20 protein-coding genes are annotated in these 23,996 nt (G+C 67.2%); 11 read left to right on the plus strand and 9 right to left on the minus strand.

What is annotated here, in order from left to right:
* Positions 1-13: 13 nt before the first annotated feature.
* From DIZ26_RS35310 to DIZ26_RS35335, 6 genes are read left to right on the plus strand one after another with little or no spacing between them, the layout of a single operon-like run.
* Positions 14-2,383, plus strand: coding sequence for a glycoside hydrolase family 95 protein (locus DIZ26_RS35310; protein WP_157979922.1), 2,370 nt, complete (start codon positions 14-16; stop codon positions 2,381-2,383).
* A 25-nt stretch (positions 2,384-2,408) separates the two neighbouring features.
* Positions 2,409-3,398: an ABC transporter permease gene (locus DIZ26_RS35315; RefSeq protein WP_112248917.1), complete on the plus strand. Its 990-nt coding sequence runs from the start codon at positions 2,409-2,411 to the stop codon at positions 3,396-3,398.
* Positions 3,395-4,345, plus strand: a complete 951-nt coding sequence (locus DIZ26_RS35320) for a carbohydrate ABC transporter permease (RefSeq protein WP_112248918.1) — start codon at positions 3,395-3,397, stop codon at positions 4,343-4,345. The genes DIZ26_RS35315 and DIZ26_RS35320 overlap by 4 nt, the downstream gene beginning before the upstream one ends.
* A gap of 35 nt (positions 4,346-4,380) precedes the next feature.
* A complete protein-coding gene (locus DIZ26_RS35325) occupies positions 4,381-6,072 on the plus strand; it encodes a type 2 periplasmic-binding domain-containing protein (RefSeq protein ID WP_112248919.1) in 1,692 nt (563 codons plus the stop codon).
* Positions 6,073-6,099: 27 nt separating this feature from the next.
* The gene (locus DIZ26_RS35330) at positions 6,100-7,536 is read left to right on the plus strand and encodes an alpha-L-fucosidase (RefSeq protein ID WP_198676452.1); all 1,437 of its coding nucleotides are present in this window, start codon (positions 6,100-6,102) and stop codon (positions 7,534-7,536) included.
* Between the two features lie 6 nt (positions 7,537-7,542).
* Positions 7,543-9,414, plus strand: coding sequence for a beta-L-arabinofuranosidase domain-containing protein (locus tag DIZ26_RS35335; RefSeq protein ID WP_112248921.1), 1,872 nt, complete (start codon positions 7,543-7,545; stop codon positions 9,412-9,414).
* Here the strand turns inward: DIZ26_RS35335 and DIZ26_RS35340 are convergent.
* Positions 9,315-10,871: an MFS transporter gene (locus tag DIZ26_RS35340; protein ID WP_112248922.1), complete on the minus strand. Its 1,557-nt coding sequence runs from the start codon at positions 10,869-10,871 to the stop codon at positions 9,315-9,317. The two genes, DIZ26_RS35335 and DIZ26_RS35340, sit on opposite strands and share 100 nt — an antisense overlap.
* 97 nt (positions 10,872-10,968) lie before the next feature.
* On the opposite strand from DIZ26_RS35340, the gene DIZ26_RS35345 reads away from it, so the two are divergent.
* The gene (locus DIZ26_RS35345; RefSeq protein WP_112248923.1) at positions 10,969-11,655 is read left to right on the plus strand and encodes a TetR/AcrR family transcriptional regulator; all 687 of its coding nucleotides are present in this window, start codon (positions 10,969-10,971) and stop codon (positions 11,653-11,655) included.
* Between the two features lie 8 nt (positions 11,656-11,663).
* On the opposite strand, the gene DIZ26_RS35350 is transcribed toward DIZ26_RS35345, so the two are convergent.
* A complete protein-coding gene (locus DIZ26_RS35350) occupies positions 11,664-12,857 on the minus strand; it encodes an MFS transporter (protein WP_112248924.1) in 1,194 nt (397 codons plus the stop codon).
* A complete protein-coding gene (locus DIZ26_RS35355; protein WP_112248925.1) occupies positions 12,854-13,339 on the minus strand; it encodes a MarR family winged helix-turn-helix transcriptional regulator in 486 nt (161 codons plus the stop codon). Before DIZ26_RS35355 ends, DIZ26_RS35350 begins: the two co-directional genes overlap by 4 nt.
* A gap of 53 nt (positions 13,340-13,392) precedes the next feature.
* Here DIZ26_RS35355 and DIZ26_RS35360 point away from each other — a divergent pair, with 53 nt between their 5' ends.
* On the plus strand, positions 13,393-14,157 hold the full coding sequence (locus tag DIZ26_RS35360; protein ID WP_198676453.1) for an alpha/beta fold hydrolase: 765 nt from the start codon (positions 13,393-13,395) through the stop codon (positions 14,155-14,157).
* 18 nt (positions 14,158-14,175) lie between these two features.
* Here DIZ26_RS35360 and DIZ26_RS35365 read toward each other — a convergent pair whose 3' ends face one another.
* The 6 genes from DIZ26_RS35365 to DIZ26_RS35390 are packed head-to-tail and all read right to left on the minus strand — an operon-like array spanning position 14,176 to position 20,832.
* Entirely contained in the window at positions 14,176-14,982 is an 807-nt protein-coding gene (locus DIZ26_RS35365) for an HAD-IIB family hydrolase (protein WP_112248926.1), read from the minus strand.
* Positions 14,979-15,827 carry an inositol monophosphatase family protein gene (locus DIZ26_RS35370; RefSeq protein ID WP_112248927.1) on the minus strand — a complete coding sequence of 283 codons (849 nt, stop codon included), beginning with the start codon at positions 15,825-15,827 and terminating at the stop codon, positions 14,979-14,981. Before DIZ26_RS35370 ends, DIZ26_RS35365 begins: the two co-directional genes overlap by 4 nt.
* A 31-nt stretch (positions 15,828-15,858) precedes the next feature.
* Positions 15,859-16,629 carry an HAD family hydrolase gene (locus tag DIZ26_RS35375; RefSeq protein ID WP_112248928.1) on the minus strand — a complete coding sequence of 257 codons (771 nt, stop codon included), beginning with the start codon at positions 16,627-16,629 and terminating at the stop codon, positions 15,859-15,861.
* On the minus strand, positions 16,617-17,753 hold the full coding sequence (locus DIZ26_RS35380; protein ID WP_112248929.1) for an ABC transporter ATP-binding protein: 1,137 nt from the start codon (positions 17,751-17,753) through the stop codon (positions 16,617-16,619). The genes DIZ26_RS35375 and DIZ26_RS35380 overlap by 13 nt, the downstream gene beginning before the upstream one ends.
* A 4-nt stretch (positions 17,754-17,757) precedes the next feature.
* Positions 17,758-19,605, minus strand: coding sequence for an ABC transporter permease (locus tag DIZ26_RS35385; RefSeq protein ID WP_112248930.1), 1,848 nt, complete (start codon positions 19,603-19,605; stop codon positions 17,758-17,760).
* A gap of 27 nt (positions 19,606-19,632) precedes the next feature.
* Positions 19,633-20,832, minus strand: coding sequence for an ABC transporter substrate-binding protein (locus tag DIZ26_RS35390; protein ID WP_112248931.1), 1,200 nt, complete (start codon positions 20,830-20,832; stop codon positions 19,633-19,635).
* Positions 20,833-21,002: 170 nt separating this feature from the next.
* Between DIZ26_RS35390 and DIZ26_RS35395 the strand changes: the two genes are divergently transcribed.
* From DIZ26_RS35395 to DIZ26_RS35405, 3 genes are read left to right on the plus strand one after another with little or no spacing between them, the layout of a single operon-like run.
* Positions 21,003-22,370, plus strand: coding sequence for a phytase (locus tag DIZ26_RS35395; RefSeq protein WP_112248932.1), 1,368 nt, complete (start codon positions 21,003-21,005; stop codon positions 22,368-22,370).
* Between the two features lie 5 nt (positions 22,371-22,375).
* The gene (locus DIZ26_RS35400; RefSeq protein WP_232828891.1) at positions 22,376-23,350 is read left to right on the plus strand and encodes an inorganic phosphate transporter; all 975 of its coding nucleotides are present in this window, start codon (positions 22,376-22,378) and stop codon (positions 23,348-23,350) included.
* Positions 23,347-23,982, plus strand: a complete 636-nt coding sequence (locus tag DIZ26_RS35405; RefSeq protein ID WP_112248933.1) for a DUF47 domain-containing protein — start codon at positions 23,347-23,349, stop codon at positions 23,980-23,982. Before DIZ26_RS35400 ends, DIZ26_RS35405 begins: the two co-directional genes overlap by 4 nt.
* Positions 23,983-23,996 lie beyond the last annotated feature (14 nt).

Genomic DNA, 23,996 nt, shown 5'->3' on the forward strand with positions numbered 1-23,996 from the left:
CGGAGGGCACGGTATGAGCAACCTGGTGAGCTCGAACCACGCCGCCACCCAGCGGCTTTTCTACGACCGGCCTGCGGCCACCTGGCTGGAGGCGTTACCGCTCGGCAACGGGCGGATCGGCGCGATGTGCTTCGGCGGCGTCGGCACGGACCGGATCGGACTGAACGACGAGACCTTGTGGTCGGGCAGTCCGCAGACCGCTCGAGGGTTGTCGACCCCGCTCGGCGCGACCGGCGCCGATGCCGTGCAGGCGGTGCGTGACGCGCTGCGGGACGGCGACGTCCGGCGGGCGCACGAACTGGCTCGCGGTTTCCACTCGGGTTATTCGCAGGCGTTCTTGCCGTTGGGCGATCTCCTGCTCGAAGTACGCGTCGATGGCGCCGTCCCTGCCGCCGGCGACGTCACGCAGTACCGGCGGGAACTCGATCTCGACGCGGCGATCGCCACGGTGCAGTTCGAGCTCGACGGAGTCACGGTTCGGCAGGAGGTCTTCGTCAGCGCGCCGGACGGCGTACTGGTTCAGCGGCTGACCGCATCCGAGCCGGTGCTCGCGCTGACCTGCCGGCTGACCTCGCAATTGCAGTCGCGCCCGCATCCGGTCGACGGCGGGCTCGGACTGCTGCTCCAGGCGCCGGCCGATGTCGCGCCGCCCCATCGCGACGTGCCAGAGCCCATCCGGTACTCCGACGGTCCGGATCGCGGCATGGAGGCTGCGATCGCGTTGCGTGCCGGCAGCGACGGCGAAATCCGCACCGCCGGGAACGAGTTGATCGTCGAGGGCGCGGCCGAACTGACCCTCGTGCTCTCGACCGCCACGGGGTACGACGGCCCTTCGGTTCCGCCGACTCGAACAGGCGAGGAGTGCTGGGCTGCCGCCGACCAGGTCGTGCAAGCCGCTCTCGGTCGTGACTACGGAGTACTGCGGTCGGCGCATCAGCAAGATCATCGGCGGCTGTTCCGTCGCTCGGCGTTGGAGCTGGCGGGTTCGGCCGAGGAGTCCCGACTGCCCACCGACGTACGGATTGCGCAAGGTGTCGACGATCCCGCGCTCGCGGCGCTGCTGTTCAACTACGGCCGCTATCTGATGATCGCGAGCTCGCGGCCGGGCGGGCTGCCGATCACGCTGCAAGGCATCTGGAACGACATCCTGCGACCGCCGTGGAGCTCCAACTACACGGTGAACATCAACACCGAGATGAACTACTGGCCGGCTGAGACGACCAATCTCTCGGAATGCCACGAACCGCTTCTCCGCTACATCGGGCAGCTCGCCGAGGCGGGACGGGTGACAGCTCAAGAACGCTACGGCTGCGGCGGGTGGACCGCGCACCACAACGCCGACGCCTGGTGCTGGACGATCCCGGTCGAAGGCGACCCACGCTGGTCGAACTGGCCGATGGCTGGTGCCTGGCTGGCTAGTCACTTGTGGGACCACTACGAGTTCACCGGCGACCTCGAGTTCCTCGCGGAAGCCTGGCCGGTGTTGCGTGGGGCCGCGGAGTTCTGCCTCGACTGGCTCGTCGAGCTGCCGGACGGCAGCCTCGGTACTGCGCCGTCGACATCTCCCGAGAACCTCTACCTCACCGCAGACGGGCACACCGCCTCGGTCACGGAGTCGTCGACGATGGACCTGGCCCTGACCTCGGATCTGTTCCACCGGGTGGAGCAGTCGGCCGAGCTCCTCGATCTGGTCGACCCGTTCGTCGACGACCTTGCAGCGGCGCGGAAGCGATTGCCCGACCCGCCGATTGGTAGCCGAGGGCAACTACAGGAGTGGGCGGCCGACTTCGCGGAAGAGGACCCGCACCACCGCCACATGTCCCACCTGGTCGGTCTGCATCCAGGCAGCGCGATCACCCCCGACGGTACGCCGGAACTCGCCGCAGCCGCCGGGCGGACGCTCGATCTGCGCGGTGACGAGGCGACCGGCTGGTCGCTGGCGTGGAAGATCTGCCTGCGGGCACGCCTGCGCGACTCGGCGGCGACGCACGGCCTGGTCCGGGCCTTCTTGCGGCCGGCCGACGACGACGCCACCGGGCACATCGGCAGTGGCGCCGGCGTCTACCCGAACCTGTTCTGTGCTCACCCGCCGTTCCAGATCGACGGCAACTTCGGCGCGACGGCAGGTATCGCGGAGATGCTGCTGCAGAGCCACACCGACGACATCGAACTGCTGCCTGCGCTGCCCGCCACCTGGACCAGCGGGCGAGTGACGGGGCTCAGAGCGCGCGGCGGCGTCACGGTCGATCTCACCTGGACGCCGCAGGGTGTCGAGGCGGTCCTGACCGCTGACCGGGACCAGGACCGGAGCGTCCGCCTCGGCGACGAGCGGGTGGCGATCCGATTGACGGCCGGAATCGGCCACCGCGTGAGCTCGAACTGATCGCCGGCCCGGACGAGGAGGCACCATGGCAACCCTGACAACAGTTCGCCCACCGGCCGGCGAGATTTCGGCCCGGCGCCGTCGGCGGCGCCGGGAGCGGCCCGGTCTCAAGGGCCTCGGGCGGAGCTTGCAGAGACACTGGACGCTGTACCTGCTGATGGTCGTGCCGTTGGTGTGGTTCGCGGTGTTCAAGTACATCCCGATGTCGAATGCCGTGCTGGCGTTCAAGAACTACAACGTGATCAAGGGCATCTGGGGCAGCCCGTGGGTGGGCTGGCAGAACTTCGAGCTGTTCTTCCACAACCCGGTGTTCTGGACGCTGGTGAAGAACACGTTCCTGTTGTCGGTCTACACCGTGGCGGCGAGTTTCCCGCTCGCGATCATCCTCGCGCTGGCGCTGAACGAGGCCCGGACCGGGTTGTTCAAGCGGACCGTGCAGATGGTCACCTATGCGCCGTACTTCATCTCAACCGTGGTGGTCGTCTCGATGACCATCCTGGTGCTGTCGCCGCGACTGGGCATCGTCAACGAAGGGCTCGGCTTCTTCGGCGTACCGGCGATCGACTTCCTCGGCAACCCGGACTACTTCCGGCACATCTACGTCTGGTCGGACGTCTGGCAGACCACCGGATACTCCGCGGTGATCTACCTGGCCGCGTTGTCCGGGATCGATCCGGCGCTGCACGAGTCCGCCAAGGTCGACGGGGCCAGCCGGCTGCAGCGGATCCGGCATGTCGACCTGCCCGGCATCATGCCGACCGCGGTGGTCATCCTGGTCCTTGCCGTCGGCAACATCATGGCGATCGGGTTCGAGAAGGCGTTCCTGTTGCAGAACCCGCTCAACCTCAGCCAGTCCGAGATCATCTCCACCTACGTGTACAAGACCGGTCTGCTGAACGCGGACTTCAGCATGGCGACCGCGATCGGGCTGTTCAACTCGGTGATCAACCTGGCCCTGCTGCTGGTCGTGAACGCGCTCGCCAAACGGATCACCGGGAACGGACTGTGGTCATGACCGCCCAAGCCGAAACACCGACACTGCCGGGGAAGAGGGCCGAACGCCGGGCCGCCCGGACCCAACGGATCCGCGAACCACGCACCGACCGGCTGTTCATGGTGTGCGTCTACCTGCTGCTGACGGTGTTCCTCGCGGTCGTGCTGCTGCCGCTGCTCTACATCCTGGCCAGCTCGTTCAGCAGTCCGCAGGCAGTCTCGGCGGGCCGGGTGCTGCTGTGGCCGGTGGACTTCTCGCTGCGCGGGTACCACGCGGTGTTCGCCAACCCGCAGATCATCCAGGGCTACCTGAATTCGTTGTTCTACACCGTGGCCGGGACGATCGTGAGCGTCACGATGACGGTCGCGATCGCCTATCCGATGTCCCGCCGGACGCTGGTCGGCCGCAACGTCGTGATGACGCTGATCCTGTTCACGATGCTGTTCACCGGTGGCCTCATCCCGACGTACCTGGTGGTCCAGTCGGTCGGTCTGCTGGACACCCGCTGGGCGCTGATCATCCCGCAGGCGATCGGGGTCTGGCAGGTCATCATCGCCCGCAGCTACTTCCGTACCGCGATCCCCGAAGAACTCGTCGAAGCCTCCCAACTGGACGGCTGCGGCGACCTGCGGTTCCTCTGGTCCGTGGTGATCCCACTGGCCAAACCGATGATCGCGGTGGTCGCTTTGATGTACGCGATCATGCAGTGGAACTCGTACTTCGACGCGCTGATCTACCTGAAGAACCCGGACCTGTTCCCGCTGCAACTGGTCCTGCGCAACATCTTGATCCTGAACACGACCGGCGGTGGGGCCGTCGATGCCTCCGTGGTCATCCAGCGCCAGCAACTGGCCGATCTGCTCAAGTACTCGCTGATCGTGGTGGCGAGCGTGCCGGTCCTGCTGATCTATCCGTTCGTCGCCCGCTACTTCACCAAGGGAATCCTGATCGGCGCCGTGAAGGGCTGATCTTCCGCATCACCTCGACCCCTGTGAGGGACCTTATGTCTGTACAGTTCACAAAGACCAGGCGTGCCGCGATCGCCGGCATCAGTCTCGGGGCATTCGCGCTCGCGGCCTGTTCCGGTGGCGGCTCGAACGACGAGCAGGGTAAGCCGCTGCCGACGATCACCGGAAATCCCGACGTCACGCTGAACGTCTTCGCGCCGCAGTCGGCCGACACGAACCTCGCCACGAACGACTTCACCAAGCTGATGAAGCAGAAGTTCAACCTCTCGATCAAGTGGCAGACCACGACGTTCGACGGCGGTCCGTCGAAGGAGAAGCGGCAGATCTCGCTGGCCAGCGGCGACTACCCCGACCTGTACCTGCTGATCCCGTGGGTCGACCAGTTCACCCCGGCGGAGCTGCTCAAGCTCGGTGGCCAGGGTGTCGTCGTACCGCTGAACCAGCTGATCGACCAGTACGCGCCGAACATCAAGAAGGCGCTGGACTCCACGCCCGAGTGGAAGGCGATGGCGACCGCGCCGGACGGCAAGATCTACGGGATGCCGCAGTGGGTCGACTGCTTCCATTGTTCGTACCCGGACAAGCTGTGGATGAACTCGGCGTGGCTGAAGAAGCTGGGCCTCGAGCAGCCGAAGACCACCGAGGACCTGCGCAAGGTGCTCCAGGCGTTCAAGACCCAGGACCCGAACGGCAACGGCAAGGCCGACGAGATCCCGCTCAGCGCGAACGTCCGCGACAGCCTCATCCCGTACTTGATGAATGCCTTCATCTACGACCCGCAAGGGCAGAACAACAGCGGCGGCAACAACACCACGCTGGTGCTCAACAACGGCAAGGTCGACGTCCAGGCGAACAAGGACGGCTGGCGCGAAGGCCTGCGGTACATCAACTCGCTCTACAAGGAAGGCCTGATCGACAAAGGCGCCTTCACGCAGAACCCGGATGCGATGCAGCAGCAGGGCAACCACGGCGGCTCGGTCATCCTCGGCGCGGGCACCGTCATGCACTCGGGCATCTTCGTCACCATCGGTTCGGCGGACGGGCGGGACAAGCAGTACGACGCGGTACCGCCGCTGACCGGTCCGAGTGGCGCGAACTTCGCCAGCTACGTCTTCCCGAGCATTCCCGGCGCCACGTTCGTCCTGACGTCGAAGGCGACACCGGAGAAGCAGATCCAGGCGATCAAGATGCTCGACTACATCTTCACCGATGAGGGCGAGAACAACGGACAGTTCGGCATGGAGGGCAAGGCCTGGACCAAGCCGGGTCCGGGCGATGTGGCGCTCGACAAGTCGCTGAAGCCGAGCTTCAAGCAGATTCCCCTGAAGCCCGGGTCGAAACCGCGCAACAGCGGCTGGGGTGCGCTGGCGCAGTACAACAACACCGCGAAGTACCGCAACTCCGAGGCCATCGACACCGACATCACCTCGCAGGCTGGGTACGAACGCAAACTGTTCGACGCGACGAAGTTGTACGCCGGCCACGAGGACAAGGCTCAGATCTACCCGTTCTGGAAGGTGTGGATCGATCCGTCCCTGGCGAGCGAGGTCGCGACACTGCAAACCAACCTCGAGAACTACATCCAGCAGAACGCACTCCAGTTCATCACCGGCTCGAAGAACCTCGACTCGGACTGGGACAGCTACGTCAAGGGCCTCGACGGCCTCGGTCTCAAGCGCTACCTGGAGATCCAGCAGACGGCGTACGACAAAGCCCCCAACAAGTAGATCCATCCAGCTGACGAGGAGCGACCAGTGCCGTTCGACGCAACCTTCGAATCCTTGGCCACCTTCCAGTGTCCGGACTGGTTCCGGGACGCGAAGCTCGGCATTTGGTCGCACTGGGGTCCGCAGTCCGTGCCCCGGTACGGCGACTGGTACGCGCGGAACATGTACCGCGAGGGCAGCGACCAGTACCGCTACCACCTGCGGACCTACGGGCACCCGTCGCGGTTCGGCTACAAGGACATCGTCCAGCTGTGGAAGGCGGAGCGCTTCGATCCGGAAGAGTTGATGGACCGTTTCGTGGCGGCGGGTGCCCGGTACTTCGTGGCGCAGGCGGTCCACCACGACAACTTCTTCAACTACGACTCCGCCATCCACCGCTGGAACTCGGTGAAGATGGGGCCCGGCAAGGACATTCTCGCGCTGTGGAAGGCCGCCGCGGCCGAACGCGGACTGCCGTTCGGGATCACCGAGCACCTCGGTGCCGCACTCGGCTGGCTGGCAGTGAACAAGAACAGCGACAAACAAGGACCTTTCGCGGGTATCCCGTACGACGGAGTCGATCCGGCGAACCGCGACCTGTACCTCGACAACAGCCGCTACCTGCCCGAGCAGGACGTCGAAGTACAGGACCCGTGGTACGCCGACGATCCCGCGTGGCGCCGCCATTGGCTCGAGGCGGTGACCGAGATGATCGACCGCTACCAACCGGACCTGCTGTACTCCGACGGGCCATTGCCGTTCGGTGAGACCGACTACACGCCGGGACTGCAGGCGGTTGCCCATCTGTACAACACCAGCGAGCGCCTTCACCAGACGAATCGTGCGGTCTACCAGCAGAAGGACCGGCGACCGGAGGTGAGCGCGGTCGGGGTGATGGACATCGAACGCAGCCAGACGCCCCACATCCATCCGGAGCCGTGGCAGACGGACACGTCGGTCGGCGACTGGTTCTACAACGTCCGCGACGTCTACAAGACCGGCGGCCACGTGATCGAGATGCTCGTCGACATCGTGTCGAAGAACGGCAACCTGCTGCTCAACGTGCCGCAGTTGCCGGACGGCACGATCGATGCCGAGTGCACGCAGATCCTCGACGACCTCGGCGCCTGGACGGCGGTGTGCGGGGAAGGGATCTACGGCACGAGACCGTTCCGCGTGTTCGGCGAGGGACCGTCGAGCGTGGTCGTCAAGGGTTTCACCGAAGACCGGGTGCCTTGGACCAGCGCCGACTTCCGCTTCACCCGCAAGGAGAACACTCTCTACGCGTTCCAGCTCGCCTGGCCGGACGACGGCCGCGCCGTGATCCGCAGCTTGGCGGACCACGAGACGGTCGCGAACGTACGCCTACTCGGCCACGGCCCGGTCGCCTTCGACCAAACACACGGCGTACTGGTCGTCCGCCTCCCCGACGCCCGTCCCCTCGACGTCGCCAACTGTCTCGCCATCGAACTCCGCGCCGGCTGACAGCCGATGACCCGATTGCGCACGGTCCGGGCCTCGGGTGGCCAGACGACGCTCTCGGACGGGCCCACCCGCGACCGGTGGACGCTGAATGCTCGATACCTCCGCAGCCTCGACGCCGACAACCTCCTGCGGCCGTATCGCGCAGAAGCGGGTCTCTGGAGCCACTCAGGTTCCTGGGGTACGACGGTAGGGACCGTGGCGCCCGACGGTCCGCAGACGTGGCATTGGGGATGGGAATCGATCACCAGCGACCTGCGCGGTCACATCCTCGGTCACTGGCTGTCGGCCGCCGCGCGGGTCGGCCAGTACGACGGCGAGGTCGCGGCGCGAGCCGCAGTGATCGTCGGCGAGTTGGCCGCCTGCCAGCGGGCGAATGGTGGACAGTGGGCCGGCTCGATTCCACCGGCGTATCTGGACCGGCTGGCCGAAGGTGGTGAGGTGTGGGCGCCGCAGTACGTCGTACACAAGACCTTCCTGGGCCTGCTGGACCAGTACCGGATCGCCGGGAACCAACAGGCGCTGGACGTCGCGTCGGCCTTCGCCGGATGGTTCCACGAATGGAGCGGCAAGCTGTCCCGCGACCAGTTGGACGACGTGCTCGATCGCGAGACGGGCGGCATGCTCGAGGTCTGGGCGGACCTGCTGGAGTTCACCGGAGATCAGGTCGCCGGCGACCTGATCGACCGGTACGACCGGCGGCGATTCTTCGACCCTCTGCTCGCCGGTGACGACGTACTGACCAACAAGCACGCCAACACCCAGATCGCGGAGATCCTGGGCGCCGCTCGGGCCTGGGAGGTCACCGGCGAACGGCGGTGGCGCGAGGTCGTCGAAGCTTTCTGGGATTCGGCAGTCGAGACACGCGGAACCTACTGCACCGGAGGAAGCAGCTGCGGCGAGGTCTGGCAGCCGCCCGGCGAACAGTCGGCGCGACTGCACGCGGTTCAAGAGCACTGCCTGGTCTACAACCTGATGCGGCTCGCCGATTTCCTGTTCCGGTGGACGGGCGACGATCGCTACGCGGACTACTGGGAACGGAACCTGGTCAACGGGATCTGGGCTCAGCAGCATCCGGACACCGGCATGCCGGCGTACTTCCTGCCGCTGGCGGCCGGAAGCCGCAAGCAGTGGGGCCGTCCGACCGAGGACTTCTGGTGCTGTCACGGCACCTTGCTGCAGGCGCAAGCCGGTGTGGACGAGACTGCGCTGTACGTCGACGACGCCGGGATCTCGATCTGCCAGTACCTCGAAACGACCACCTCGTGGGCGGACCTGTTCGGTGGCCGAGTCGAGGTCGCGATCACGACGGACGCCGAGCAGGGCGTCGTATTGGGGCAACGGCAGACCTTTCAGGGCGCGGCCGGGATCCAGGAGCTGTCACGGCGATTGCCTCGGCGGCGGCCGGATCAACGGGTGTACGTGGTGGAGGTGCGGTGCGAGCAACCGTCCGCCTTCGAGGTTCGGCTCCGGATCCCACGATGGGCGGCCGGCCCGCCGGTCGTCGAGGTCGACGGGCAGGCAGCTCCGGCCGAGGTCCACGACGGCTGGATCGTGATGTCCCGGGAGTGGAGCGGACACCGCATCCGGTTGACGGTGCCGTCGGGTTTGAGCACTGTGCCGCTGCCCGACCGGCCGGAGCTGGTGGCGATGCTCGACGGCCCGGTCGTGCTGGCCGGCCTGACCGAGCAGGAGACGATGCTGTCCGGCGATCCCACCGAGCCCACGTCATTCCTGACACCCGATCAGGACCGGCATCACAGCTGGTGGCGGACCGGGACCTACCGGACCTTCGGGCAGACCACCGGCCTGCGTTTCGTGCCTCTCGCGGAGATCCGGGACGAGCCGTACACGGTGTACTTCCCGGTGCGGCCCGGTTGACAACTCCTGGTGTCGAGGAGGTTGCCGGCGGCATCGTTGTCTTCGGCAACTTCTGGGGAGCGGAGGTTCAGTGCGACGAGGAGGGTGAGGGCGATGCCTGCCGCGATGACGAAGACGGCTGTTCGGATTCCTTCGGCGGTGGCGATGCGTAGGTCTTCGCCCAGGAGGCCGTCGGTGCTGGCGTTGGCGACCAGGACGAGGACGGCGAGGCCGACGACGGCGCCGATCCCGGAGCTGGTGGAGACCATGCCGGAGGCGACGCCCTGGTCGCGGTCGGCGACGCCGGTGCCCGCGGCGATGAACATCAGCGTGAAGACGACGCCGTCGCCGATGCTGACAGCGACGAGACCTGGCACGAGGGCGGCGTACGAGCCGTCGGCCGACATCGCCAGGCCGAGCGCGACGGCACCGGTTGCGCCGATCGCGAGGGCCGCGATCAGGGTGCGCTTGAGGCCGAAACGGGTGACGGCTTGTCCTGCGAGAGTGGAACCTGCCACGACGACCGCGGTGGGAAGCAAGAAGCCGATGCCGGTCTGGAGCGGGTCGTAGCCGCGGACGTCCTGGAAGTAGATGGACAGGAAGTACAGCAGGGATCCGAAGGTCGCCATGAAGAGGAACGCGATCAGCAGAGCCGGCCCCAGAACACGGTTGGCGAGCAGCTTGGGCGGCATCAGCGGATCCGGGCTGCGCCGCTCGCTGACGGCGAACGCGACCAGCAGCAGGAGACCCGTGCCGGCGGTGCCGATGATCCACGGTGACATCCAGCCAAGGGCCGGGCCTTGGACGAGGGTGAAGACGAGCAGCGTGACAGCTCCGGTGGCGGTCAGTGCGCCGGGCAGATCGAACACTCGCCCGGTGTCTCGCGATGGGTCCGGCTGGAGGAGCGGAGTGGCGAGCAACAGCGCTGCACCGGCGAGTGGGACATTGACGAAGAACACGGCTTCCCAGCCGAAGAGGCGGGTCAGTACACCGCCGAGCAGTACGCCGATCACCAGACCGGCAGCGCCCGAGCCACCCCAGATGCCGAGCGCGCGATTGCGGTCGCGGCCCTCCGCGAAGGTCGTGTTGATGATCGCGAGCGTGCTGGGGAAGACGAGCGCTCCGCCGAGACCCTGCAGGGCCCGGGCGGTCAGCTGCGACCCCGGGCCGGTGGCGAACCCGCCGGCCAGGGAGGCAACGGCGTACAGGGTGAGGCCGGTCATCAGCATCCGGCGCCGGCCGAGCAGGTCGGCGGCGCGGCCGCCGAACAACAGGAAGCCGCTCGAGGCGACCGCGTAGGCACTGATCACCGCCTGCAGCGTCCGGGCCGAGTAGTGGAGTTCGCGGCCGATGTCCGGCAGCGCGACGACCACGATGTATTGGTCCAGCGAAACGATCAGCATCGCGAACGAGAGCAATGCCAGTGCGGCGGTCTTGCTGCGCGGGCCGTCCCGCCGCGTGCGGCTCAGGTGTCCCATGATCCTTGTCCCTTCTCCGGGTTTTTCTTGAACTGTACGGAACAGTTCAGATGAACTCAACCGTACAGTTCAGATAGGTGCTAGACTCGGTGGCGAGATGACAGAGACTTCAGCACCCCGGTCAGCGTCGGCAGCGCGCACCGAGTCGCCGCGGGTTCTCAGCGGCGACCGGGCGGCGCGCAAGCGTCAGGCGATCATCGAGGCGGCCCGGTCCGCGTTCGTCCGGGAGGGCTTCGACGCGGCGATGGATGCCATCGCCGCCGACGCCGGTGTCTCCAAGGTGACCGTCTACAACCATTACGGCACCAAGGAGACCCTCTTCATGGCCGTGATCGGGGATGCTCTGGAGGAGAGCCTCGCCGGTGCCATCGCCGGGACGGCGCAGCGCCTGCAGGACTCCGACGACCTGCGCGTCGCGCTCAAATGGACGGCCAATGCGTGGGTGGCGAGCATGACCCAGCCCGACATGGTGGCCCTGCGGCAACTCGTCGCCAGTGAGGTGCGTAGATTCCCGGAGCTCGGCAATGCCTGGCGACAGCATGGTCCCGATCGTGCGCGTCCGGCGCTGGTGGCAGCCTTCGAACGCCTCATCGACGCGGGCCGGCTGACGCTGCCCGACGTGGACACGGCGATCCTCCAGCTCTATGCGCTGGTCCTGTATCCCCATCTGGTGCACAGCACGTACGGCATGGCTCTCGACCAGCAGACGACCGAGCGCCTGATCGACTCGGGCGTCGACATGTTCCTTGCGTTCTACGGCTACCGCGAGGTGTCGAAGCGCTAGTACTTCGGTCACCGTCGGCGCAGGTCCGGAATTGCGCACGCGCCGAGGCCTGCCAAGGTGCAGCCGATGGCGGAGGCGGCGAGGATCGGTCCAGGTGGAAAGTGATCGGCGGCCACCGCGCCGACTGCTGCACCCAACGGCGCTGCGAGAGCGAGGAGGGCGCGCTGAGTTCCGAAGATGCGGCCGTGGTCCGCGGGGTCGGTCCAGTGATGCAGCGCGGTGGTTTCGACGGCGGAGTACGGCCCCCAGATCGCGCCGGCCACTGCGAATCCGGCGGCGGCAACGACCAGGTGGTCGGTGAACGCGAGCGGAAGCATGACGACACCCCAGACGATCGCACCTGCCGCGTTGACCAGCCCTGGGCGATGACGGGAGAGCACGGTTGCGGCTGGCAACGTGAGAAGGGCCGCGGTCCCGAAGAGGGCCCAGAGCAACGTGTAGCCGCCTAGGCCCGACGTGAGTTGCTCGCGTACGTAGTACGGCAGGACGGTTTCGTACGGTCCGTAGGTGAAGTAGTAGGCGACCGACAAAGCGATCAACCCGATCACGCGGGTCGAGCGGCGCTTGCCGAGTGGCCGGACGCCTTGTGAAACAGGGGTTTGCTCGTACTGCGGTGTGTTGCGCAGCCGGATCGCGAGGGCTGTCACGCCGAGCATCATCAGGAGCGGAAGGACGAAGGCCGGTCCCGTGCCGAGCAGAGCAAGGGCCGGTCCGGTGAGGATCGCGCCGAGGAGCATCGGCAGTTGGTCCCCGACGCTGAGCAGCGCATTCGCCTTGCTGAGCGACTCGGGTGGGGCGAACCGTGGTACGAGAGTCCGCGCGGCCGCATAACTGAGCGGTGCGGTCGTACCGGCGGCCGCTCCGAGCGCCAGCACGATCCGGAGGTCGAATGTCCCGCCGATGCCGGCGATGATCAGGCCGCCCATCAGGACGGTCCGGGTCACGCCGTCGAGCAGCATCATGCGGACCGGGCCGAACCGGTCGACGGCCCGACCGCCCAGGATGCCGCCGGCCAGCGTCGGCAGCCGCATCGCGATCACCAGTACTGCGGTCTCCGTCCCGCTCCAGCCTTGTGGCTCAGCGATCCAGAGCAGGACGAACAGCAGGAAGCTGTCGGCAGTCGAGGCAAGAGTCCAGGCGGCCGCGAGCCACCAGGTCGCGACAGTCAGCCTGCGCGAAGGGCTGCGAGTCGCGAGCTTCATGGCTCGACGACCGACTTGTCGACAGGGCAACGCTTACACGCTTGCCAATCGCAAAGCCGACAGGTCGAATCGGCCTCCACGCGAACCCGCTCCGTACCGCGCAGTCCCACCTCCAGCAGCTTGGCGAGCTGACTACGTTGTGCTCGCGTCAGCCCACGCAGTACTGCGGCGCTCGCGTTCTCGCGCGCCTGATTCCACGCCTGCAAGGCTTCTTCACCGGCCGGAAGCAGGCTCAACCGAAGGCTTCTGCCGGTCCGTTCCCGCGCGACATAGCCAAGTCCTTCCAGCCGATCCACCAGCCGGACGGTCCCCGACTGGGTGAGGCCGATCCGCGCCCACAACCAATCCGCCGAACACCCCGGATGACTTCCGATCAACGTCAACGCCGACGCGTCCCGCAACCCGAGCCCACTCGGCAACCCCGCAGTCAACGCATCATGACTACGCAGCGTCCAGGCAGCCCACAGATTGCTCTCATGCATGACTCATTCATATATCAGCCGCGCCGATCGGTCCAGTGGCCTAGGATGAGGCGGTGAAGTTCGTGATGGTGCCGGGTGGGTGGCAGGGCGGTTGGGTGTTCGACTCGGTGGCGGCCGAGTTGCGCCGGGACGGTCACCAGGTCGAGGCGGTGACACTGGCCGGACTGGAGGCCGACGGCCCGGTCGAGCGGGACCGGCCGCCGAATCTCGACGACCACATCGCGCAGGTCGTCGAGGTCGTTGCACGAAGCAACGGGCAGCCGATCGCCCTGTGTGGGCACAGTTACGCCGGGATGGTGATCGCCGGTGTCGCGGACCGGCTCGGGGATCGCCTTGATCAGCTCGTCTTCATCGACGCCTACGTCCCGGCCGACGGAGATTCGTGCTGGTCGTTGACCAGTGACACCTTCCGGGAGCTGTTCATCGCCGGTGCCGCCTCCGACGGCCGGTGGGTCGCCGTGCCGGACGGGCTCGATCCCCGCGCGCGAGCCCATCCGCTGGCGAGCTTCGTCCAGACGATCAGGCTCGAGGGCAACCCGAGTCCCGCGCTCCGTCGCACCTACGTCAGCGGCGGCGCGTGGCAAGGCAGCCCCTTCCTGGAACTCACCGACCGGCTGCGCGACGACCCTGCCTGGCAGGTGCACGAGATCCCCGTCGGCCACAACATCGCCCGCCGCGACCCGAAGGGCCTCGCCGCCCTCCTCGGCGCGTTGCCGCCGGCCACCGGGAAGCCGCAGACCGCGGGAGAGCCCCCGACTGCGGGGAAGCCCCCGACTGCGGGGGAGCCTCCGACTGCGGGGAAGCCGCAGGCGTTCTAGCGTCCGGTGGTTTGTGGTTCAGGTCGGGCGGAGTAGGTGGTTGTCGATGAGGTCGGCAACGGCGCCTTGGGTGCAGGTGGTGACGACCAGGTCGGCGATGCGGAGGAGGTCGGGGTGGCCGTCGGCTGCTGCTGCGCCGAGGCCGGCGGTCTGGACGAGTTCGAGATCGTTGGGGTTGTCGCCGATGGCGGCGACGCGGTCGAGTGGGACGCCCAGCGACGCGGCAAGGGCGGCGAGCGCGGAGCCCTTGTCCGCCTCTGCGGGGAGGACTTCCAGGTAGGTCTTCTCGGAGCTGACCAGCCGAACCGCGGTGCTCGACCGCGTGACCAGCTCGGCGACCTCGGTCAGGTCGCCAGGGGACTCTGCGATCAGCATGAGTTTGGTGGGGGAGCCGGGCGGGCTGGAGGTCTGCAGCTCGATCTGGTCGCGGGCGGCGTACTGCGTCAGCGCAGGTGCCGGCTTGACGACGTACGCGTCCAGCTCTTGGAAGGCCACGGCACCCACGGTCGCGGGCAGCAGTGGGACGGCCTGGTCACGAATGGCAGACCAGGCGTCGCCGAGCGTCAGGTCGAGCAGACGGTTGCCGGTGGCAAGGTTCGTGATCCGGGCGCCGTTGTAGAGGATGAGCGGGGTTTCCAGCCCGAGTTGGGCATGGAATCGCGCGGCCGAATGTTCATTGCGGCCGGTGGCGAAGACCACGGTTCCACCGGCCGCGCGGTACCGGTCGATCGCCTCGACGTTGCGCGCGGGGATCTCCAGATCGCGATCGACCAGAGTGCCGTCGAGGTCCGTCACCAGCCAGCGGTACCTCAGGCCGGCGCTCACCCGTCCGCCTGACCGGCGCGATAGGCGGTGACGAACCGCTGGAGCACCGTCGGTTCGAGATCCGCCGTGTGCGCGGCGTACCGGGGCTGGTTCCAGCCGTCGCCGCCGAAACCGAGATAGCGGCCGCCGGCCTGGCGGACGATCAACTGGGCGGCGCAGATGTCCCAGGCGCTGACCGACGTCCCGAGTGCGGCGTCCGCCCAGCCCGCGGCGACATGGCAGAGGCTGAGTGCGGCACTACCGGGTCGTCGGACGGTGCCGTAGCCCGCGACCAGTTCGCCGTACAGCGCCAGTCCTGACGGGCCGTCCTCGGTGAGCGCACGGGCATTCGGGTAGCTCGTGATGAGAAGGCCGCGGGACTCGGCGGAGACGCCGCGGGAGTGCAGTGGCTCGCCGTTCAGCCAGGCGCCGGTGAGGTCGGCGCTGAACAGGTGTCCGGCGATCGGATTGAGGATCGCCCCGGCCACGACCTCGTCGTCGACGACGGCCCCGATCGAGCTGCAGAAGAACGCGAGCCCGTGCGCGAAGTTCGCAGTACCGTCGATCGGGTCGACGTACCAGGAGACTGCGCCGCTGCCCGCGCGGACGCCGCCCTCTTCGCCGACGATGCTGCTGCCCGGGCCCCGGCTCGTGAGCAGGTCGGCGATGGCCTTCTCGGCCTGCCGGTCGTACTCGGTGACGGGGTCGTGCTGGTCGCGTTTGAAGTCGACGGTCATGCCGGTACGAAACGCCCGCCGGAGATCCGGCGCGACGACCTGGACGGCTTCGACGGCGATCTCCCGCAGCCTGACCGAGGCGGCCTGATCCGGGTTCGGACGTGCGTCAGTGTCTGGAGTGGCGGTCATATGGTTCCCCTTCGCGGGTGAAAGGCTGCGGTCAGAGGGATGCGAGCAGCAGGGACCGGAGTTCGTCGGCACCTGGTACGACGACGTCGGGCACGGCGCGGACGACGTACGGGCGGTGGTAGGTGCCCGGTGCTTCCATCAGGATCGCGGCGCCGACCCCGGCTCGCCGTCCGCAGACGATGTCGCGGTCGAAGTTGTCGCCGACGTACCACGTTCGCTCGACCGGTACGCCGAGCGCGCGGGCGGCGAGCAGGATCAACTCGGGGTTCGGCTTGCGGAGGCCGACCTCGTCGCTGTAGATCTGCACGGCCAGGTGCTTCACCAGACCGGTGCGATCCAGATAGTCGCGGTGCACCGCGCCACTGAGCGCGTTGCTCACCACCGCGACCGGGATGCCGGCGTCCTCGGCGGCATCGAGCAACTCGGGGATCCCGTCCCGATGGGCGCGGTCCTGGCGCATCTCGCCCATTCGCTTGCACAACGCGGTCGCGTGCGCGGTCACCCACGCCTGCGGTCCGGCCGGCCAGTCCGCGGCCACGAAATCGGCCCAGAACTCCCGATGGGTCAGCTCGCGCGGAGCCGACGGCCGGGACATCGCGTCCTTCCAGGCGGAGTCGGCCGCCGCACCCGCCTCGATGTCGCTGCGGATGTCGTCGACGCTCAGCTCGACGGGGCCGATCCGGGCGAACTGTTCGTGGAGTTCGGTCGCGAGTTCGGCGGACCACCCGGGCCGCTTCTTGGTCGCGACCAGCACGCCGCCGAAGTCGAGCAACAGGGCCGCGGGTTTGATCAGCTGATCCACTGGACCGCCTCGTTCCGTTCCAGTTCCCGGTCCGTGCCCAGGTCGAGACGGTTGCCTTCGGCATCGAACAGGTGCAGGGCCTTGCGTTTCACCGCGCAGCGGAGTACGTCGCCGCTGGTCGCGCCCACCTCGTCGGTGGTGACCAGGTAGAGATCGGTCGAGCCGACGGTGACCGACACGGTCCACGCGGCCCCGGTCGGCAGTACCGCGCGGACGCGCGCCTCGAACACCCACTCCTTCTCGCTGCCCAGGTGGCCTGGTTCCACCAGGCGGACGGCTTCCGGCCGTACGCCGATCGTGGCGACAGCGTCGAGTGCGCTGGTCTGGGTGAGCGCCAGGTAGCGCTGGGCGAGCTCGCCGAGTGAGGAGTCGCAGGCCGCGAGGTTCATCGGAGGACTTCCGACGAAGGCGGCGACGAAGGTGTTCGCGGGCCGGTGGTAGACGTCCATCGGCGGCGCGAGTTGTTGCAGTACGCCGTCTTTCATCACCGCCACCTGGGTGGCCATCGTCATCGCCTCGAGCTGATCGTGGGTGACGAAGACGATCGTGTGCCCGGTCTCCTCGTGCAGCCGCTTGAGCTCCGCGCGCATCTCGAGCCGGAGGGTGGCGTCCAGGTTGGACAGCGGTTCGTCGAGCAGCAGGACGGACGGGTTGACCGCGAGCATGCGAGCCAGTGAGACCCGCTGCTGCTGGCCGCCGGACAGTTGGGAGGGATAGCGGTCCGCGGCTCGGTCGATCTGCATCATCTCCAGCGCGGCGTCGACCCGGGCCTTGCGCTCGGCCGCGGGCACCTTCTGCACCCGGAGCCCGAACTCGACGTTGCGCCGGACGGTGAGATGCGGCCAGAGCGCGTAGTTCTGGAACACCAGTCCCATCCCGCGCCGCTCGGTCGGCACGAAGGTGCCCTGGGCAACGGAATCGAGAACCCGGTCGCCGACGGTGATGGACCCCTCGGTCGGGTGCTCGAGTCCCGCGATCATCCGCAGGGTGGTGGTCTTGCCGCAGCCGGACGGCCCGAGCAGGCAGGTGAACGAACCGTCCGGGATGGTGAGATCGAGGTCGTCGACGGCGAGTGGCCCGACGCCGTACGACTTGCTGACGGATTGCAGCGCGATGGTGGGCACGGGGCTAGCCTCCGAGTCCGGACGCCAGGCTGGTCCTGGTCAGTCGTTGGGTGAGGTAGGTCGCCAGGAACGCGACGAGCGCGATGACCAGGACGACCGCGTTGGCCATCTGGTCGTAGGCGAAGTCGATCAGGTTGATGGACAGCGTGGTCAGCAACTGGGTGCCGGTGGTGGTCAGCATGATCACGATGCTGAGTTCCTTGATGCCGGAGATGAACGGCAGCACGATGCCGGTGACGAGCGAGCCACGCTGGATCGGGATGACCACGGTGCGGACCCGGGTGAGCCAGCCGGCGCCGGTGATCTGGGCGGCCTCCTCCGGTTCCCTGCCCAGCTGGGTCATCGCGCTGATCCCGGATCTCGACGCATAGGGCAGATGCGTCACGGCCAGCACGATCACCAGCAGCGTGATCGATCCGTACAACGCGGGCACCGGCCCCCGGCGTACGGCGAAGAGCGACAGGAACGCGGCGGCGAACGCGATGCCGGGCACCAGGTAGGGCAGAAAGCTCACCTGCCGCAGGGTCGTCGCCACCCGTGAGCCGTCGGAACGGACCACGACGTAGCCGATCAGCAGTCCGACGAGTCCGCAGATCAACGCGGCCAGACCGACGATGCGCAAGCTGTTCCAGGCCGCGTCGAGCAATTCCGTACCGCGGAGCAGGCCGTGCGGGAAGCCTGGCGCATCGGGAAGACTCTTCGCCAGCCAGTACTTCAAGGTGAAGTTGTCGGCGCTGAACACACCGGGTGTCGTGGTCACCGTGGACAGCGCCAGAGTGAGCACAGGAACCGCGACGCTGAAGACGAAGATGCTCAGCGCGACACCGCCGGCTACCCATCGCCAGCGTCCGAGCTCGATGATCCGGTTCATCGCCCCTTTGCCGCCCACGGTGACGAAGCGGCGCTGTTCGCGGAGCAGTCGCGCGTCGGCAACGACGACGGCGACCCCGATCACGACGATCACCGTCGCGATGACCGCCGTGATCCCCGGCTCGTGGTTACGCACGGAGGCGAACAACGACGTCGACAGCAGGTTGAAATCGACGGGCAGGCCGAGGATGTACGGCGTACCGAAGGTGCCGAGGATTCGCCCGAAGACCAGCAGAGTGGACGACGACAGCGACGGCAGCATGAGCGGGAGCGTGATGCGGCCGAGCACGGTACTGCGACGGGCGCCCAGGATGCGGGCCGAGTCTTCGAGCTGGGAATCCAAGCGCCGCAAGGCATTGCCGAACAGGAGCAGGACGAACGGGAAGTAATGCATGCCGAGGCAGATGATGATCGGTACCGCGCCGTAGGCCAGCCAGTTCGGCGTACTGATCCCACGGGCTTCGAGAATGCCGACCTGACCTCCGGATCGCTCGTTCTTGAACAATGCGAGCCAGGCCAACGCAAAGGTCCAGGACGGCAGCATGTAAGGAACGACCAATGCCGTGGACAACCATTTGCGGCCGGCGATATCGGTCCGGGTGAGCAGGAAGGCACTCAGCCCACCCAGCAGGAGTGCCAGTGCCGTCACGCCGACCGCGACGATCAAAGTGTTGAGCAACGGGTGCCAGAACACGATCGAGCTCACCTGCGAACGGAACACCCGCCAGAGGTAGTAGCTGGTGAGTTCGCCGGCCTGCTGGCCGGTCTTCGGCTGGTCGCCGAACTGGACCCGGGCCGCGTCGGACAGCACCGCGACCAGTGGAGCGATCACCAGGTAGAGCAGGATCACCGTCAGCACGATGCCGATCAGCAGAGTCGGTTCGTGCAGGGCGACACTGAGCCGGTAGCGCCAGCGGCGGGTCCGGCGGGGGAGCGGATCAGGAGGTGGAGCCGTCGACGGACGGGCATCGGTGATGGCCATGAATGAAGTCCTCCGGGAACTCGTCGATCAGCGATGGTTGAGACGCCAGTGGTCCTGCATCGTCTGGGCGTCCCGGAAGTCCGAGAGCAGCTTCGCGGGATCGAACTTCATCAGCTGCCGGCTCCAGTCGGTCAGCCCCGGCGGGTTGTTGCTGCTCGGCGGCACGGCCTTGCTGCCGGAGATTCCGCCCGAACCCATCTCGGGGGTGATGCCTTCCGCGGTCAGCACGAAGTGCATGAAGAGCTTCGCGGCGTTCGGGTGCTTGGTGCCGGTCGCGATCGCACCGAACTTGGGGTACTGGTACCCGACGTACGGCTTGAGTGAGTCGCAGACCTTCATCTTGTAGCCCTTGCCGGCGACATCGCGGAACTTCGCGATCGACACCAGGCCGATGCGGGGTTCCGTCTGGTTGGGTGCGGCGACCGCGGCTGACACGTCGTCGTCGGCCGCGGTCAGGATCGGGTCGTTCTTCGCGAGCTGCTTCACCCACTCCTTGCCCGCCGACGCTTCGGAGGTAGCCAGGTCCTTGCCGCTGTTGGCCTTGTACGCCGTCCGCAGCTCAGCGTCGTACGTCGAACCCAACTGGTTGAACCACTCGATGATGTTCGGCTTGCCGAGCGGATCCTGCAGGGCCACCTTGCCCCTCCACTCCGCCGAGGTGAGGTCCCAGAGGTTGTCGACCGGACAGCCGTTCGGGAACACCTTCGGGTTGTAGATCCAGACGTTCGCCTTGGACAGCACCATCAACGGGTTGCGGTTCGCCTCGTCGATCTGATCGGCCAGATCGGCCGGGATCCACGTGTAGACGGTCTTCTGCGGCAGCAACTGGCCGACCAGGGTCGGGCCGTTCTCGTACAGCGTGAGGTCGATCGTCACGTTCTTGGCCTGCGCCTCGCGGGTCATCTTCTCCAGCGTGTCGCCGACGTCCGACTTCACCCCGGTGGTCTTGATCCCGTACTTCGTCTGGAACGCGTCGGCCACCTTCTTGATGTCGCCGGTGCTGTCGTACACCGTGACGGCGCCCTCCTTCTTCGCGGCGGCGGTCAGGGCCGCCAGGTCGAAGTCGCTGTCGATCACCGGGCCGGCCACCGCGGCGTCAGCCGCATCGGTGCCGTCTGTGCTGTTCGTCGCGGTCGAGGGCGCGCAACCGACGGCTGCCAGCGCGGCGACGACGCCCATCGCCAACAGATAGCGGTGGCGGTGGCTTGTCCTGGTACGGCTGGTCATGAGCGATACCTCCTGGATCTGACCGGCCGGGCCGGTCGCGTGCAGAAAGGCTCACCCCAGGACGTCAATATGTCAAGACATAAGGATGTAATCGGTAGTAGGTCGGATCGACGGCGTCGACTGCGGCAGCTGGAGGCGGGTCGTGAGCGATTGTTAGTAAGGACATACTGATGTATGGTCCAGCGAACATTCACCTGCTCCACTGTTTTCTGGAGGTATCGGTGCTCACTGTTCGACGACATTCCTTCCGCCTACCGGCCGCCATCGCCGCCGGGCTCGGCCTGGTCGCCAGTACCGCGATCGGTCTGCCCGCCGGCGCCCGGACGACCATCGCCTCGGTCCACGCCACGACCGAGACGCCGGCCCAGTTCGACGACGACGCGGGCGGCAACGCCGACGCGGACGACCCGGCGATCTGGCGCAACAACGCCCACCCGTCCAAGAGCCTGGTCATCACGACAGCCAAAGAAGCCGGCCTGAAGGTGTACAACCTGTCCGGCGTCCAGCTACAGGTCCTCCCGGTGCCTCCGCCGCCCGGACCGGGCCTGGAAAGCGGCCGGTTCAACAACGTGGACCTCCTTCCCGGCGTGCAGTTCGCGGACGGGAAGGCGGACGTCGCCGTCGTCTCCGACCGCGGCCGCGACCGGATCCGCACCTACCGGATCAACCCGAACAGCACCACCACACCGCTGACCGACGTGACCGCCGCGTCCGTGCCGCGGGTCTTCTCGGCGACCGAGGCCGACGTGGAGGACCAGAACACGGCGTACGGTCTGGCGGCCTACACGGACAAGGCGACCGGCAAGCACTACGCGATCGCGAGCCGCCGCAACAACACCACTCTCAAGCTCGTCGAGCTGAAGGTGGTCGGTGCCACGATCAACTACACGACCGTGCGCAGCTACGACCTGCCGGCGAGCTTCACGTTGCCCAACGGCACCAGTTGGACGCCTTGTGACGAACCCGGATCGACACCGCAGATCGAGGGGATGGTGGTCGACACCCACACCGGCAAGCTGTACGCCGGCCAGGAGGACGTCGGGATCTGGAAGCTCGACGCCAACCTGATCGGCAGCCCCACCCTGGTGGACAAGGTGCGCGAGTTCGGCATCCCGGGGAGCTACGACCCGGAGACCGACGAGTGCACGGCCGGCGCAGACCCGGGGTACGGCGGGAAGCATGTCACCGCCGATGTCGAGGGCCTGACCATCTTCGACGACGGGGACGGTGAGGGCTACCTGCTGGCGTCCAGTCAGGGCGACAACACCTTCGTGGCTTACGACCGCGAGGGCTCCAACCCGTTCCTGACCAACTTCAGGATCGCGCCCGGCGTTTCGATCGACGGTTCCGAGGAGTGCGACGGGGCGATGGTGTCCAGCGCGTCCTTCGGCAGCGCCTATCCGGACGGGCTGCTCGTCGTCCAGGACGGCTTCAACGCGCCGGAGGTGATCGGCGACGACGGCGAGCCGCGGGCCAACACCAACTTCAAGTTCGTCAGCTGGGACGACGTGGCCGACGAGACCGGACTGGACGACTGATCACGATGCCTGGTGACACCGTGACGGTCCTGCTCGTGGCCGTCACGGTGTCCTTCGTGTTCATCTGCGGTGCCAACGACGGCGGAGCCCTGCTGTCGTTGGCGATTCGCCATCGCGGTGCCTCGGGCGTCCTCGTCCTGACGGTGCTCGCGTTGGCAGTCGCGGCGGGACCGGCGGTCTTCGGGCTCGCTGTCGCCCAGACATTCACCACCAAGCTGACCGGCGGCGCCGACGGGCAACTGACCTTTCTCGTCGGTACGTCGGTGGCGATCGGGCTGGTGCTCGCGCTGACGTGGCGGGGTATCCCGACCAGCATCACGCTGGCCCTCCTCGGCGCGATCGCCGGTGCTGCGGTCGGCCTCGGTTCGACGCCCGCGTGGGGCAGATTGGGATTCGTCCTGGCTCTCGGCGCGGCGGCACCAATGGTGGGCCTGACCTTGGCGTTCCTGCTGGGCCGAGCAATACGGCGGCTGCCCTTCACCCGGGTGGCTCGCTGGACGAGCGCAGTACAACTGCTGGCCTTTCTCGGTCAGAGCTTGGCTTATGCCGCCAACGACGGCCAGAAGATGTACGCCGTGGTTGCCACCACCGCGGTGGCCGCAGGGCATCCCGTTGCCCTCGGCGCCGATCTTCTTCCGGTCGTCGTGATCGCGGGGATCTTCGCAGCGGGAGCGACAGTCAGTCTGCGGCGAGTCGGACGTGGAGCGACGGCCACCCTGGTGCGGATGCGCCCTGGGCATGTCATCTCGGCCGAAGTGTCCGCGTCGGTCGCCGTCTTCGGTACTGCGAGCCTCGGCGTACCGGTGAGCATGACCCAGGCCACCACGGGCGGCTTGATCGGCGCCGCACTGAACCACGGGCCGCGCTCGATCCGGTGGCAGTACACCACGCCGCTGGTCGTTGCGTGGGCGGTGACGCTGCCGGCCGGTCTGGTCGGCGGCCTCGTGATCGGGTTGATTGTCCAAGGAGTCGCACGATGAGAATCCGCAAGCTGTACGACGATCTGACCGGCCGGACGCATCATCGGGCGTTGAACGCCCTGCACGGCCAGCTCGGGACGGCCATCGACGGTGTCAGCCTCACCTCGCGGATGACCAGGGGAGAGCTGAGCCCGGCCGACGCGCGAGCAGAGATGGTCGACGTCGAGCACGCCGGCGACTCGCTGCGCGCAGTACTGGTCGGCGAGTTGTCCACAGCGCTGACGACACCGATCGACCGGGAAGACCTTTATCGGTTGTCGAGGTCGGTGGACGACGTCCTGGACAATCTGCGCGATCTCGTCCGCGAGACGGATCTGTACCGCGCGGTGCCCGAGGCCGGGGATCTGGACATCCTCACCGTGGTGGCGGACGGGTTGGCCCTGCTGCAGAAGGCGATCGGGAGCCTCCCGCGACGGCCGGCCGAGGTGACCATGACGACGCTCGCCGTCCGCAAATGCGCCGGCCGGGTGCGTCAGCTCTACCAGTCCTCGGTGGCGGACCTCTTCGAGCAGGAGGTGTCGACCGATCTGCTGAAGCGACGGGAGCTGTTGCGCCGGCTCGACGTGGTGGGGCTGCGGCTCGGCGAGTGCGCCGACGCACTGTCCGACGCGATGCTGAAACGCAGCCACTGAATCTCGAGCTCAGC

This window comes from Kribbella monticola (genome assembly GCF_003261635.1).
In the GTDB taxonomy this organism is placed as follows: Bacteria; Actinomycetota; Actinomycetes; order Propionibacteriales; family Kribbellaceae; genus Kribbella; species Kribbella monticola.